The organism is Streptomyces specialis (genome assembly GCF_001493375.1).
Taxonomy (GTDB): domain Bacteria; phylum Actinomycetota; class Actinomycetes; order Streptomycetales; family Streptomycetaceae; genus Streptomyces; species Streptomyces specialis.
The window spans coordinates 215,586-229,622 of the sequence record NZ_LN929763.1; the positions used below are offsets into that span (position 1 = coordinate 215,586).

Sequence of the window (14,037 nt, forward strand, 5' to 3'; positions counted from 1 at the left end):
ACCCGTTCCGCCGGGCCGATCGCGCGGCACCCTCCACCAGGCGCACCGCGCTGCGCGACCCGGACGGGCCGGAGCTGGACGAGGAGGACGACGACGAGGCCAGGGGGGAACGGACGCTTTCCGGTCATCGACCAGACGGCAGGGGGTGCGAGGCCGCGGGTGGGGGTCACTTGGATTCGAGGCGTCCCAGCGGGTGGCCGCCCGTGAGCACCGTCCGGGCGTTCTTCCAGTCGGTGTGGTCGATTCCGGTGACGTGTCGCAGGTAGGCGAGGGTGACCTGCTGGACGAGGGCGACACGGTCGGGGTTCTCGTCGGTGGTCTCCGCCGATCGGTAGCCGGAGATGCCGCCGAGGAAGTGCTCGCCGCCGACGACGGTCAGGAGGCTCTTGTCGCCGCGGCTGAGGGTATAGGGGTCGGCCGTCCAGGCCGGGCCCCGGGTGGAGAGCGGAAGGTCGTCCTTGTCTCCCGCGACGACGAGGCCGGGGGCGGTGATGTGGGAGAAGTCCTGATCACGCAGCCAGGGAAAGTGGTCGCGGGCGAAGGGAGTCAGTTCGTCGCCGCCCTTGCCGGCGGTGGCCAACTGGACGCTGGCCATGACCCGGGCATCGGACAGGTCCTCGACGGCACCGGTCCGCGGGTCCCTCACGCGCAGGCCCACCAGGATGCCGGCGGTCTGGCCGCCGAAGGAGTGCCCGGTCGCGACGACGCGGCCGCGATCCACGCGGCCCGACAGGCCCGGCACGGCCGCCTCCAGGGTGGTGATCTCGTCGAGGACGCGCCGCATGTCCTGTACGCGGTAGCGCCACAGGTGGGGTCGGCGAGGGTCGTCGGCGGGGAGGGCGAGCCGCTTGGAGTCCAGATGGGTGGCCTGGATCACGACGAAGCCGCCGGATGCCCAGTGATCGACCAGCGGGGCGTATCCGTCCAGGTTCGAGCCGAATCCGTGGGCGAACAGCACGACGGGCAGGCTGGTGCCGGTGATGGGGGCGGTGACGCGGACGTGCAGGTCCTCACCGCGCCGCGGTGCGTTCAGTACGAGTGGCTTGACGGACACGGTCGCGGTGGGGGTGGGTCCGGAGAGGCCGGTCGTGGGGTGCGTGGTCATGTGTGTGTCTGCCTTTCGGAAGGTGGCGGGCCGGGGGAGGCGGCATCGATGAGCTTTCGAGGGCGGCATGGCCCGGTGGAGGTACGGCGGCACATCGAGGTGAGCGGCGGCTTGGGACACGGGGCGGGAGCCGGCGTGGTCGAGGAACGTCTCGCCGGTGCGCGGGAAGAACGTCGCGCCGACGTGCTCAGATCGCTGACCGCTCGCGCACGTGCCGCGGCGGCGGCCCGCGGGTCGGACATGGGCGATGTCGCGAAGGCGGCGAACCGGCCGGGGTGGCGGCGTACCGCGTCGGCCACATACGTCGCCGGCCTCACGGGCCGGCGGGACGGCGATCTACGGGGCAGGGGCCCCACTCATGGACACTCCGTTCGTCGGTGCAGCTCACCTCCATACGGGAGCCGACGACCTCTTCGCCCGCTGGCAGGCGCGTGAGTACCGTAAAACCTGACGTTGACGTGAAAGGCAAGTGCGTGTGACGCGCAGCACATCAAGGGGACGAGCGGGAATGCGGATCGGTGAACTCGCGCGCCGCACGGGTGTCACCACCCGAGCCTTGCGTTACTACGAGGAGCAGAACCTGCTCACCGCCGAGCGCAGCGGCAGTGGCCAGCGCCACTACGCGGAAGATGCCGTCGACCGAGTCCACCTCATCCGCCGGCTGTACGCCGCCGGTATGAGCAGCAAGGCCATTGCCGAGCTGACACTCTGCGTCATCGACGGCAAGGCCACCCCCGAACTCCTCCGGCGCCTGACCGCCGAGCGTGACCACCTCGACCGGCGCATCGCGGACCTCGCCCACGCCCGGGACAGGCTCGACTCCGTCATCAGCGGCGCCTCATCCAACATGCACACCGGCGCCCCCTGCCCGCGGGGTGCCGACGCATAGACCCGCACCAGTCCCTGTCGGAAGAGGATCCTTCGGCGACAGGGCGGCGGAGCGTCCCCTGAACCCGCGTGGTCCGTTTCCCGAGGCGGGCCACGCCTACGTCATCGGCGCCGACGCGGGCGTCCAGCGCTGCGGTGACGACGGTGAGCCGGGCGGCACGGCCGGGGTGCCGGTGCTCCAGATGCCGCCGCGCCGGGAGGTGTGCTACGCGGTCGCGGTGGTCACCCGGTACTTCGGCGGCACCAAGCTCGGCGCCGGGGGCCTGATCCGGGCCTACGGCGGAGCCGTCGGCGCGGCGCGCCGGCCGCGCTGGGCACCGTGGCCCGCCGCCGGCTGCGCGTCGCGCTGATCACCGCCGACCACGGGCGCGCGGGCCGGCTGGAGAACGATCCGCGCGCCACCGGGCACGTGGTGCGGGCCGTGACCTACGGCGACACCGGGGTCACCCTCGAGGTCGCGCTGCCGGAGGCGGGCGTGGACGGGTTCCGGCGCCGACTGGCCTCGGTCACGGCCGGAGCTGGGCGGCGAGACGTACGACGGCCCGCACCGGGCGTGACCGGTGGCGGAATAAGGCGTGGGGGAGGGGCGTTCGGCGGGTATAGTTGAACCGTCAACTAGATGAGGTGGACATCATGCAGTTCGGGATCTTCACGGTCGGCGACGTCACCCCCGACCCGACGACCGGCACCACGCCCAGCGAGCACGAGCGGATCAAGGCCATGGTCACGATCGCGCTCAAGGCGGAGGAGGTCGGCCTGGACGTCTTCGCCACCGGCGAGCACCACAACCCCCCGTTCGTCCCCTCCTCGCCCACCACCCTGCTCGGCTGGATCGCGGCCCGCACCGAACGCCTCATCCTCTCCACCTCCACGACGCTGATCACCACCAACGACCCGGTGAAGATCGCCGAGGACTTCGCGATGCTCCAGCACCTGGCCGAGGGCCGCGTCGACGTCATGATGGGGCGCGGCAACACCGGCCCGGTCTACCCCTGGTTCGGCCAGGACATCCGCCAGGGCATCCCGCTGGCCATCGAGAACTACGCGCTGCTGCACAAGCTGTGGCGCGAGGACGTCGTGGACTGGGAGGGCAAGTTCCGCACCCCGCTCCAGGGCTTCACCTCCACCCCGCGCCCGCTCGACGGCGTGCCCCCGTTCGTCTGGCACGGCTCCATCCGCAGCCCGGAGATCGCCGAACAGGCCGCCTACTACGGCGACGGCTTCTTCGCCAACAACATCTTCTGGCCCAAGGAGCACTTCCAGCGCCTGATCAGCCTCTACCGCGAGCGGTACGCGCACTACGGCCACGGCACCGCGGAACAGGCGATCGTCGGGCTCGGCGGCCAGGTGTTCATGCGCAAGAACTCCCAGGACGCCGTCCGCGAGTTCCGCCCCTACTTCGACAACGCCCCCGTCTACGGCCACGGTCCGTCCCTGGAGGAGTTCACCGCCCAGACGCCGCTCACTGTCGGCAGCCCGCAGGAGGTCATCGAGAAGACCCTCGCCTTCCGCGACAGCTTCGGCGACTACCAGCGGCAGTTGTTCCTGATGGACCACGCCGGGCTGCCCCTGAAGACCGTCCTGGAGCAGCTCGACCTCCTCGGCGAGGAGGTCGTCCCGGTGCTGCGCAAGGAGTTCGCCACCAACCGGCCCGCCGAGGTGCCCGACGGCCCGACCCACGCCGCCCGCGTCGCCGCGGCCGGCGCCCCCGCCGCCTGAACCCCCCGCCCGGACACGACAGTTACGGAGAGACAACGATGACGACGTACAGGCTCGCGGTGGTCACGGCCGGGCTGAGCAAGCCGTCCGCCACCCGGCTGCTCGCCGACCGCCTCACCGAGGCGACCCGGCGCCACCTGGGCGACGCCGGCGCGGCGGTGGACGTGAGCGTGGTCGAACTGCGGGAGCTGGCCACGGACATCGCGGGCAACATGGTCACCGGCTTCCCCGGCCCCGCCCTGCGCGAGGCCATCGCCACGGTCACCGGGGCCGACGGCGTCATCGCCGTCACGCCGGTCTTCTCCGCCTCCTACAGCGGGCTGTTCAAGTCGTTCTTCGACGTGATCGAACCCGACGCGCTCACCGGCGTCCCGGTCCTGCTCGGCGCCACCGGTGGAACAGCCCGGCACTCCCTCGCCCTGGAACACGCGATGCGCCCGCTCTTCGTCCACCTGCGCGCCACCGTCGTCCCCACCGCCGTGTTCGCCGCCGCCGAGGACTGGGGCGGGAACGGCGACCCGCTCACCGACACCCTGCCCACCCGCGTGGACCGCGCCGGACGCGAACTCGCCGCCCTGCTGCGGCTGGCGGCCCCCGGCCCGGGCGAGGACGGCGGCGCCACCGGGGAGACCGTCGTCCCCTTCGCCCAGCAACTCGCCGCCCTGCGCCCGCACTGACCCCGCGCCCGTCCCCGGCCACCGGGCGCGCTGTCAGTGCCCGGTGGCAGACTGAGGCCCGTGACCGCGCGACCGCGCGCTCACGGCCGGAGGACGGGGAGCGGGCAGCGGATGGCACAGCGGGAGCGGCGGCGGACCGGACGCCGGGCGGCGGCGCGGTGAGGTTCCTGCACACCTCGGACTGGCACCTGGGCCGCACCCTCCACCGCGTCGGACTCGTCGACGCCCAGGCCGCGTTCCTCGACCATCTCGTCGCCACCGCCCGCGAGGAGCGCGTCGACGCCGTGCTCGTCTCCGGCGACATCTACGACCGGGCCGTCCCCCCGCTGTCCGCCGTCGAGCTGTACGACGAGGCCCTGCACCGGCTCGCCGCCCTCGGCGTGCCCACCCTGATGATCTCCGGCAACCACGACTCGCCGCGCCGCCTGGGCGTCGGCGCCCGCCTCATCGAGCGCGCCGGCATCCACCTGCGCACCGACCCGGCCGCCTGCGCCACCCCCGTCGTCCTGACCGACCGCCACGGCGACGTCGCGTTCTACGGCCTGCCCTACCTCGAACCGGCGCTCGTCCGCGACGAGTTCGCCGTCGAGACCGCCGGCCACGCCGCCGTGCTCGGCGCCGCGATGGATCGCGTCCGCGCCGACCTCGCCACCCGACCGGCCGGCACCCGCTCCGTCGTCCTCGCCCACGCCTTCGTCACCGGCGGCCAACCCTCCGACAGCGAACGGGACATCACCGTGGGCGGCGCCTCCGCCGTGCCCGCCGCCGTCTTCCGCGGCGTCCACTACGCCGCCCTCGGCCACCTGCACGGCTGCCAGACCCTCACCGACCGCCTGCGGTACTCGGGTTCGCCGCTGGCCTACTCCTTCTCCGAGGCCGGGCACCGCAAGTCCCTGTGGCTGATCGACCTCGACGCCGCCGGAGCCGTCCACGCCGAACGGGTCGACTGTCCCCTGCCCCGGCCCCTTATACACATCTGACCCTGCCGACGTGGAGGTCCGCGGTTAACCCGTGGGCTTTCCCATTCCACTACAACAACCACCTGCTTGCGCTGTACTCCCACTACTTCCGCTTCTATGCAACACCCCGCCCCCCCCCCTCCCCCCCCCGCCCCTCGGTCGGCAGCGGCAGATGGGTATAAGAGCCAGCCCCACATCCTCAGCCTCGTCCTCGACCCGGACCGGCCCCCCGGCGCCCCCGCCGACTCCTACGCGCGGCGGCTGCGCGGCCGTTCCGACGAGGACATCGCCGACGACTTCGTCGCCCACGTGCGCGGCGGCCTGGGCCCCGACGAGCGGGAACGCGCCGCCCTGCGCGCCGCGTTGACCGCCGCCCGCGCCGAGGAGCGGGAGGCGGCGGCCCGTTGAGACTGCACCGCCTCACCCTCACCGCCTTCGGCCCGTTCGGCGGCACCCAGCACGTCGACTTCGCCGCCCTCTCCGCCGCCGGCCTGTTCCTCTTCCACGGCCCGACCGGCGCCGGCAAGACGTCCGTGCTGGACGCCGTCTGCTTCGCCCTCTACGGCGAGGTGCCCGGCGCCCGGCGCAAGAGCGGCGCCCTGACCCTGCGCAGCGACCACGCCGCGCCCGGCACCGCCACCGAGGTCGTCCTCGACCTCACCGTCGGCGGCCGGCGCCTGGAGATCACCCGCCGCCCCGAGCAGGAGCGCCCCAAGCGGCGCGGCACCGGCACCACCCGGGACCGCTCCCGCGCCCTGCTGCGCGAGCACGACCCGGTCACCGGCACCTGGCGGGCGCTCAGCCACTCGCAGCAGGAGATCGGGACGGAGCTGTCGCAGCTCCTGGGCATGAGCTGCGACCAGTTCTGCCAGGTGGTGCTGCTGCCCCAGGGCGACTTCGCGCGTTTCCTGCGGGCCGACGCCGAGGAGCGCGGCAAGCTGCTGCGCCAACTGTTCGACACCCGCCGCTTCCGCGCCGCCGAGGAGCACCTCGCCGAGCTGCGCGTCCGCGCCGCCCAGCGCCTGCGCGCCGGGGACGAGCGGCTGCGCGCCACCGCCCACCGCCTCCAGCAGGCCGCCGGGCCCGCCGCGCCACCGCTCCCGGACGGCGAGACCGCCGACGCCGACGCCCTGCTGGCCTGGGCCGCTGAGGCCCGCTGCGCCGCCCGCGAACGGCACGACAGCGCCGCCGTCGCCCTCGCGCTCGCCGAGGACGCCCACCGCCGCGCCCGGCGCGACGAGGCCGACACCGCCGAACGGGCCCGCCTCCAGCGCGCCCACGCCCAGGCCCGCGCCCGCGCCGCCGCCCTCGCCGACGCGGCGGCCGAACCCGACGCCACCCGCGCCCGCCCGCCCCCCGGCCGGCCTCCCCCCCCCCCGCCAGGACCTCCAGCGGCGCGCCGCCGCCCGCGCCTCCCGCCGCGACGCCCTCCAGGACCGGCTCGCCGCGCTCCGCGACCAGATCGACCGGGCCAGGGACGGCGCCGCCGCCGTCGCCGAACGCGCCGCCGGGCTGACCCGGCTCGCCGACGCCCTCGCCTCGGCGGCAGCCGCCGCCCGCGCCGCCGAGGAGGCCGCGACCCGGCTCAAGCAGGCCGACGCCAAGGCCGCCGACGCCGCCTACCGCGCCGGATTCGACACCCCCGAGGCCGCCGCCGGCGCCGTCCTCGACGGCGCCCGCCACCGGCAGCTCCAGCAAAGCCTCGACGCCTGGCGCGCCGAGGAGGCGGCCGTGGCCGCCGCCCTCGCCGACGAACGCGCCGTGGCCGCCGCCGCGCTCGCGCCGCTGCGCGCCGAGAGCCACCGCGTGAAGCGCCTGGCGGACCTGGCCGCGGGCACCTCGCCCGACAACGAGTACCGGATGCGCCTGGAGACCTACGTCCTGGCCGCCCGCCTCGAACAGGTCGCCGCCGCCGCGGGCGTCCGCCTGCACCGCATGTCCGCCGGCCGGTACACCCTCGTCCACTCCGACGCCCGCACCCCCGGACGGCTGCGCTCCGGCCTCGGCCTGCGCGTCATGGACGCCTGGACCGGCCGGGCCCGCGACACCGCCACCCTCTCCGGCGGCGAGTCGTTCTTCGTCTCCCTCGCGCTGGCCCTCGGCCTGGCCGACGTCGTCGCCGAGGAGGCGGGCGGGCGCCGCCTGGACACCCTCTTCATCGACGAGGGCTTCGGCAGCCTCGACGAGCAGTCCCTCGACGAGGTCCTCGACGTCCTCGACGCGCTGCGCGAGCACGACCGCAGCGTCGCCATCGTCAGCCATGTGCCGGACCTGCGCGCCCGCATCCCCGTCCAGCTCGAAGTCCTCAAGACCCGCCGCGGCTCCACCGTCCGGCACCGCACCGCGCCGCTCGGCGGATGAACGGCGCGCCGGGCGCGGACCGGCGAGACGGTCCGCGCCCAGCGCCACGCCGTCACAACGCCGACAGCTCCGCCTCCAGGTCGTCCAGACCCAGCGACCCCTGCGACAGCGCCGCCATGTGCCACTTCTTCGCGTCGAAGCCCGCGCCGTGCGCCCGCCGCGCCGCCTCCCGGCCCCGCAGCCACGCCCGCTCCCCGAGCTTGTAGCCGATCGCCTGCCCCGGCATCCCCAGGTACCGGACCAGCTCGCTCTCCACGAAGTCCGCCTGCCGGCTGCTGTGCCGCCCGAAGAACTCCTGCGCCAGCGCCGGCGTCCAGCGCTCGCCCGGCGCGACCGGCGAGTCCGCCGGGATCGGCAGCTCCAGATGCATCCCGATGTCGATGATCACCCGCACCGCGCGCATCATCTGGCAGTCCAGATAGCCCAGCCGCCGCTCCGCGTTGTGCAGGAACCCCAGCTCGTCCATCAGCCGCTCCGCGTATAGCGCCCAGCCCTCCGCGTTGGCGCTGACCATCCCCACCGTCGTCTGGTAGCGCGACAGGTCGTCCGCCACATGTGCCCACTGCGCGAGCTGCAGATGGTGGCCCGGCACGCCCTCGTGGTACCAGGTGGACACCAGATCGTATACGGGAAACCGGGTGGCGCCCATCGTCGGCAGCCAGGTCCGTCCCGGCCGGGAGAAGTCCAGCGACGGGCCCGTGTAGTACGGCGCCGCCGCGCTCCCCGCCGGGGCGATCATCGACTCCACCCGCTTGACGCGGTCGGCGAGTTCGAAGTGGGTGCCGTCCAGCGCCTCGATCGCCTCGTCCATCAGCCGCTGGAGCCAGCGCCTGACCTCCTCGACGCCCTCCACCGCCTCGCCCTCGGAGTCCAGATGGCGCAGCGCCTCCCACGGCGAGGCGCCCGGCAGAATCTTCTCCGCCTCGGACCGCATCTCCCCGCGCAGCCGGTGGAACTCGGCCCAGCCGTACGCGTACGCCTCGTCCAGGTCCAGATCCGTGCCGTTCCAGTACCGCACCCAGCGGGCGTACCGCTCCCGGCCCACGATCTCCGGCGCGCCCTCGATGCCCGGCGCGTACTCCCGGCGCAGCCAGTCCCGCAGGTCCGCGACGGCGCCCGTCGCCGCCCGGGCCGCCGCGTCCAGCTCCGCCCGCCGCGCCTCCGGGCCCTGGGCCACGAAGCCGGCGAACCAGCCGCCGTCCCCCGCGCCGATCCACTCGCCCAACTGCTCGACGACCGTGGCCACCTGGCGCGGCCCGGCGGGCAGCGAACGGGCCAGGCCCTCCGCCAGCGACGCCCGGTACCCCGCCAGGGCGTCCGGCACGGCCCGCAGCCGCCGCGCGATCGACGCCCACTCGTCGTCCGTGTCCGTGGGCATGATGGTGAACACCTCCCGCACCGCGTGCGGCGGGGAGTGCAGGTTGCTCACCGCCCTCAGCGGCTCGTCGGCCTCGTGCACCGCGATCTCCGCCGTCAGCCGCTCCCGCAGCAGGCGGGCGCAGCGCCGCTCGGCGGCGCTGTCCGCTCCGGGCAGGGACTCCGCCTCCGACAGCCTCCCGAGGGTCTGGCGGGCCAGACCGGCGACGGTGGCCTGGCCGTCGGGGGAGAAGTCGGGAAGCCGGTCGTCGCTGCCCGGGACACCGAGGTACGTGCCGGTGACGGGATCGAGCGCGACCAGCGCGTCGACATACGCGTCGGCGAGTCGGCGGGGGAGCACGGTATGGGGGTCTGCTGACATGGCCCCATCCTGATACGCCGCGCCGCGTTCGTCACCACCGGCCCGCACCGGGCCCGCGTTCCCCGCCCGGCCCGCACCGGCCGGGCCGATCCGGAGCGCATCGCGGTGAGCCGCAGCGTCAGCACCAGCGAGCCCCCCTCGACCTGGTGGTCCAGCGGCAACCCGGTGCCGCGCATCAGCGCGATCATCCCGGAGTTGCAGGTCTGCGTCACCGCGTACACCACGTCGCGCCGCGACTCCACGGCCAGCCCGAGCAGCTCCCGCAGCAGCATGGTGCCGAGCCCGTACCCCTGCCACACGTCCTCGATCAGGAGCGCGACCTCGGTCTCGTCGCCGTCCCACAGCAGGTGGCCCAGGCCGATGATGTCGCCCGCGGCGGTCTCGGCGACGACGCTGTGCCCGTAGCGGGGCGTCAGCAGGTGGGCCAGATACCGGTCGGCGTCGCCGAGCGGGCCGTGGTACCGCCGGGTCAGCGTCTGCGGGGAGCACCGGTGGTGCATCTCCCGCGCGGCGTCCAGATCCTCGGGTCCGGCCGCCCGCAGCACGATCGGGTGGCCGCCCGCCGTCACCGTCCGGCGGCGCATCACCACGCGCCCGTCCGCGACGGGTGCCGCGCCCGCACAGGGGCGCCCCAGCCGGTAGCCGCTCGCGACGCGCTGAAGGCGGCGGCGCGGGAAGCGGATCGAGCTGCGAGGCACATCGGAGTCAGCCATGGAAGCACTGTCGTCCTTTGTTATTGCGTGATCACGAACGCCCTGTGACCGGTGGGTAAAGGAGGCTTACGGAGCGAATCGCTCGTTTCGTCGTGGGCCCCCGGCGCGCTCCGGCGGCGCCCCCGGCGCCGATGCGCGCTGACGACCCGTCAGCCCAGTCGTCGTACATCTCACCACCTCCCCCAGCAGTTGTCCCGCTCCCGTCGGCCACCCCTGCCCCGGTCCGCCCGGAGCCCGGTCGTCACGGAAAGCCTCATCCTAGTCACTCATCCCGAACATCGCACCGGCGCCCCGCACCGCCGCCCCTTACCGATGCTCCTCAACGGGCGGCGCCGGGCGCCCGTTCCCGGCCGGTCATGACTGGACACGACCGGTGGCCCCGGGATGGGATGGGTCCTGTGAGGACGCACGACCCCGCCCCCGGCGGCACCCACGACGGAAGGGCAGCGGACGCCGCCCTGCGGGTCTTCGAGGAGCACCGGCCGATGCTCTTCGGGGTGGCCTACCGCATGCTGGGCCGCGTCAGCGACGCGGAGGACGTCCTCCAGGAGGCGTGGCTGCGCTGGTCCGGCGCCGACCGCGACGGCGTCCGGCAGCCGGACGCGTTCCTCGTCCGTGTCGTCACCCGCCTCGCCGTGGACCGGCTGCGCCGGCTCGCCGCCCGCCGCGAGACCTACCTCGGGCCCTGGCTGCCCGAGCCGCTGCCCGCCGACCGGGCCGCTCCCGACGCGGCCGAGCGCGCCGAACTGGCCGAGACTGTCTCGTTCGCCCTGCTGGTCGTGATGGAGTCCCTCTCCCCGCTGGAGCGCGCGGTGTTCGTGCTGCGCGAGGCGTTCGGCCTGCCGTACACGGAGATCGCCGCCGCCCTGGGCCGGGAGGAGCCGGCCGTGCGGCAGCTCGCCGCCCGCGCCCGGCGGCACGTGAGCGAACGCCGCCCCCGCTACCCGGTCGATCCGGTGCGGCGGCGTGACGTCACGGAACGTTTCCTGGCCGCCGCCTCCGGGGGCGACCTCGACGCGCTGGTGTCCCTGCTCGCCCCGGACGTCACCCTCGTCGGCGACAGCGACGGCAAGGCGAAGGCGCCGGTGCGCGTCATCGCGGGCCTCGACAAGGTCGGCCGGTTCCTCGCCGGGATCGCCCAGCGCCCCCCGGACGAACCCGGCTTCCACTTCGCCGAGTTCAACGGTGCCCCCGGTCTGCTGGTCACCTCCCGGGGGCTGCCGTACTCCGTCTTCCTGCTGGAGATGGACGGGAACCGGGTCCGGCGCGTCTACCTGGTGGCCAACCCCGACAAGCTGGCCCACCTCACGGCCGGTTGACGCGGCCGGGCGTCAACGTGCCGAGGGCTGGATGTGGATGACCTCGTGGGCGCCGCGGTCGAGGGGGACGGTGGCGGTGACCTCGCAGGTCGCGGCGTCGATGACGGTCATGGTGCCGTCGTTGGCGTTGTCGACGTAGAGATGCCGGCCCTCGGGGTCGGAGGTGATGCCCAGGGGACCGGCCCCGACCGTGATCCGGTGGACGACGGCGCGGGCGTCGGGGTCCACGAGGGTCACCGACCCGGGGTGCGGCTTGTCGAAGTCCCACGGGAAGTGGAAGTGGGTGATGGCGACGAGCCCGGCGGGCGTGACGTGGAGACGGTGCGGTTTGTCGGGCAGCGGGACGGTGCCCACCTCCCGGTCGGTCGCGGTCTCGACGAGGTGCAGCAGCGGCCGGTCGCGGTCGTTGGCGTAGAGGAAGCGGCCGTCCGGGGACACCTCCAGGTCCTCGGAGCCGGTGGGCATCTCGACGGTGCCCGTCATCCGCCGGGTCTCCAGGTCGAGGACGGAGAGGAACGGCGCCTCCTTGTTGCCGGTGTACGCCTTGGCGTGGTCGGGGGTGACGGCGAGCCAGTGCGGCCCCGGGGCCCGTGTCGGTATGTGACCGGCGGGCCGGCGGGTCGCGAGATCGACCACGAGCAGACAGCCGCCGTGCGACTCGCACGCCACGTACAGGGCGTCGCGGCCGGTGTCGATGTGCAGGTCGTGCGGGCCCGCGTACGGGGCGAGGTCCAGCACGTCGACGGTTCGCCAGGTCGCCGTGTCGATGACGGCGATCTCGTGGCCGTGGTCCCCGTGCGCGTCGTAGAAGCCGTCGCGGTAGGTGATGGCGACGTACAGCAGGCCGCGCCGGGCGTCGAAGACGACCATGTGCGGCTCGGGGGGAGTGGCGACGCGGGCGACCTCGGTGAGGTCGGCGGCGTCGAGCACGGTGACGGTGTGGCCGAGCTGATTGGCCGTCACCAGGAAACGGGCGGCCTCGTCGGCCGGGGCGTGGTCGTGGGCGTGGTCGTGGTCGTGGGTCAAGGGAGTTCTCCTGGAATGCGGAGGCTGTGCCGCCCACGCTAAATCCCGCCCCGGAAAGGGGCCAATGCCGTTCGCGCACAGATGTCTTTCGCCGGACGCAATCCGGAATTCCCCCGCCCGCCCCGCGCGTTCGAGTCACCGGAATGGGCCAGGTCACGGCTGCGCACGGGCCTGGAATCCCGCATTGTCCCGCCGGCCGGTTCGCGGCGGACGCCGATTTCCGCGCCGGAGCGGCGAATTCCGCTCACGGAACAGCGGCGCCGTTCGTCGGGTGATTTTCCCGGGTTTCGTTCCGCGGGTCCGTCACAGCCCGCCCGAGACGCGCAGCACCGCGCCCGTCGTGTACGACGCCTCCGGCGACAGCAGCCACGCCACCGCGCCCGCCACCTCCACCGGCTCGCCCGGGCGGCGCATCGGGACCCGGTCCGGGTTCCGCCAGGGGCGCTCCGCGTCGCCCATCGCCGCGTGCATGCCGGTCACGATCATGCCGGGCTGCACCGAGTTCACCCGCACCCCGTCCGGCGCCAGCTCCTTGGCCAGCCCCACCGTCAGCGTGTCCACCGCCGCCTTGGTCGCCGCGTAGTGCACGTACTCGCCGGGGCTGCCCAGCGTCGAGGCGCCGGAGGAGATGTTGACGATCGCCCCGCCCGCGCCGCCGTACCGGGTGGACATGTCGCGCGCCGCCCGGCGCGCGCACAGCAGCGACCCCATCACGTTCACGTCCACGACCCGCCGCATCACGTCGGTCGGCGTCTCGGTGAACCGGCCCAGCGGCCCGGTGATCCCCGCGTTGTTCACCAGCCCCGTCACCGGGCCCAGCGCCTCGGCCGCCGTGTCGAACAGCCGGTGCACGTCGTCCTCCACGGAGACGTCCATCCGCACCGTGACCGCCGCCCGGCCCGCCGCCCGCACCCGGTCCGCGCCCCGCCCGGCGGCCTCGCCGTCCCGCGCGTAGCCGATCGCCACGTCGTGCCCGGCCTCCGCCAGCCTCACCGCGACCGCCGCCCCGATGCCGCGCCCGCCGCCCGTCACCACGGTGACCTCGTCGTTTCGTCGCACGGGGCGACCCTAGTGGCCTCCCATTGGTCTTGACCAGGCCACTCGCCCGGCCTAGGGTCCTGGCAATACGCAACAACCTTTCATAATGGCCCATGGCCCGGACGCCCGCCGACGGGACGGCCCCCGGGGGAGGCAGTGGAGGCACAGGTGGGGACCCCCCGACTCGACCGGCAGCAGCCCGAGCCCAAGCACTGGCACCTCAAGACGGTGCTGACGGCGGCCCTGGACAACGAGTTCGCCGTGGGCCAGGCCCTGCCCAACGAACGGGAGCTGGCCGCCCGGTTCGGCGTCGCCCGCGCCACCCTCCGGCAGGCCCTGGACCAACTGGAGCTCGAAGGCCGCCTCCAGCGCCGCCGCGGCATCGGCACCACCGTCGCGCCGCCGCGCGTCGGCGTGGACGTCAGCGCCCGCCACCACACCTGGCCCGGCGGCCCGGGCGACACCTGGACCACCACCGACTGCGTCCCCACCCC

The 14,037-nt window shown here is 74.2% G+C and carries 9 protein-coding genes and 4 pseudogenes; 8 read left to right on the top strand and 5 right to left on the bottom strand.

The features are described from left to right. Nucleotides 1-166 precede the first annotated feature (166 nt). Nucleotides 167-1,105: an alpha/beta hydrolase family protein gene (locus tag BN2279_RS04660; protein ID WP_059006693.1), complete on the bottom strand. Its 939-nt coding sequence runs from the start codon at nucleotides 1,103-1,105 to the stop codon at nucleotides 167-169. A 508-nt stretch (nucleotides 1,106-1,613) separates the two neighbouring features. Between BN2279_RS04660 and BN2279_RS04665 the strand changes: the two genes are divergently transcribed. The 6 genes and pseudogenes from BN2279_RS04665 to BN2279_RS27150 form a co-directional block, all read left to right on the top strand. Continuing rightward, nucleotides 1,614-1,994, top strand: a complete 381-nt coding sequence (locus tag BN2279_RS04665; RefSeq protein WP_059006695.1) for a MerR family transcriptional regulator — start codon at nucleotides 1,614-1,616, stop codon at nucleotides 1,992-1,994. Between the two features lie 94 nt (nucleotides 1,995-2,088). After that, nucleotides 2,089-2,600 (top strand): annotated as a pseudogene (locus tag BN2279_RS27145) (YigZ family protein); the annotation flags it as partial. A 26-nt stretch (nucleotides 2,601-2,626) separates the two neighbouring features. Beyond that, nucleotides 2,627-3,712: an LLM class flavin-dependent oxidoreductase gene (locus BN2279_RS04680; RefSeq protein ID WP_059006771.1), complete on the top strand. Its 1,086-nt coding sequence runs from the start codon at nucleotides 2,627-2,629 to the stop codon at nucleotides 3,710-3,712. 38 nt (nucleotides 3,713-3,750) lie between these two features. Next, complete coding sequence (locus tag BN2279_RS04685) at nucleotides 3,751-4,389, top strand: FMN reductase (RefSeq protein ID WP_059006702.1); 639 nt, start codon at nucleotides 3,751-3,753, stop codon at nucleotides 4,387-4,389. A gap of 158 nt (nucleotides 4,390-4,547) precedes the next feature. Then, nucleotides 4,548-5,756, top strand: a pseudogene (locus tag BN2279_RS04690) (metallophosphoesterase family protein). A gap of 2 nt (nucleotides 5,757-5,758) precedes the next feature. Continuing rightward, nucleotides 5,759-7,706, top strand: a pseudogene (locus tag BN2279_RS27150) (AAA family ATPase); the annotation flags it as partial. Nucleotides 7,707-7,761: 55 nt separating this feature from the next. Here the strand turns inward: BN2279_RS27150 and BN2279_RS04705 are convergent. Both BN2279_RS04705 and BN2279_RS27155 read right to left on the bottom strand, forming a co-directional pair. After that, on the bottom strand, nucleotides 7,762-9,447 hold the full coding sequence (locus BN2279_RS04705) for a DUF885 domain-containing protein (protein ID WP_059006708.1): 1,686 nt from the start codon (nucleotides 9,445-9,447) through the stop codon (nucleotides 7,762-7,764). Nucleotides 9,448-9,620: 173 nt separating this feature from the next. Beyond that, nucleotides 9,621-10,160, bottom strand: a pseudogene (locus BN2279_RS27155) (N-acetyltransferase family protein); the annotation flags it as partial. A 389-nt stretch (nucleotides 10,161-10,549) separates the two neighbouring features. Here BN2279_RS27155 and sigJ point away from each other — a divergent pair. Further along, nucleotides 10,550-11,479: an RNA polymerase sigma factor SigJ gene (gene sigJ, locus BN2279_RS04715; RefSeq protein ID WP_079031836.1), complete on the top strand. Its 930-nt coding sequence runs from the start codon at nucleotides 10,550-10,552 to the stop codon at nucleotides 11,477-11,479. Nucleotides 11,480-11,491: 12 nt separating this feature from the next. Here the strand turns inward: sigJ and BN2279_RS04720 are convergent, their stop codons facing one another. Next, nucleotides 11,492-12,505: a YncE family protein gene (locus BN2279_RS04720; RefSeq protein WP_059006712.1), complete on the bottom strand. Its 1,014-nt coding sequence runs from the start codon at nucleotides 12,503-12,505 to the stop codon at nucleotides 11,492-11,494. A gap of 303 nt (nucleotides 12,506-12,808) precedes the next feature. Continuing rightward, entirely contained in the window at nucleotides 12,809-13,564 is a 756-nt protein-coding gene (locus BN2279_RS04725) for an SDR family oxidoreductase (protein WP_059006715.1), read from the bottom strand. Nucleotides 13,565-13,711: 147 nt separating this feature from the next. Between BN2279_RS04725 and BN2279_RS04730 the strand changes: the two genes are divergently transcribed. After that, nucleotides 13,712-14,037 (top strand): GntR family transcriptional regulator (locus tag BN2279_RS04730; RefSeq protein WP_159037064.1); only part of this gene is annotated, 326 nt, incomplete at its 3' end.

Coding starts and splice junctions, on each gene's coding strand:
- sigJ (WP_079031836.1), top strand. CDS start 10,550: ATGGGTCCTGTGAGGACGCACGACCCCGCCCCCGGCGGCACCCACGAC.
- BN2279_RS04705 (WP_059006708.1), bottom strand. CDS start 9,447: ATGTCAGCAGACCCCCATACCGTGCTCCCCCGCCGACTCGCCGACGCG.
- BN2279_RS04680 (WP_059006771.1), top strand. CDS start 2,627: ATGCAGTTCGGGATCTTCACGGTCGGCGACGTCACCCCCGACCCGACG.
- BN2279_RS04685 (WP_059006702.1), top strand. CDS start 3,751: ATGACGACGTACAGGCTCGCGGTGGTCACGGCCGGGCTGAGCAAGCCG.
- BN2279_RS04660 (WP_059006693.1), bottom strand. CDS start 1,105: ATGACCACGCACCCCACGACCGGCCTCTCCGGACCCACCCCCACCGCG.
- BN2279_RS04665 (WP_059006695.1), top strand. CDS start 1,614: ATGCGGATCGGTGAACTCGCGCGCCGCACGGGTGTCACCACCCGAGCC.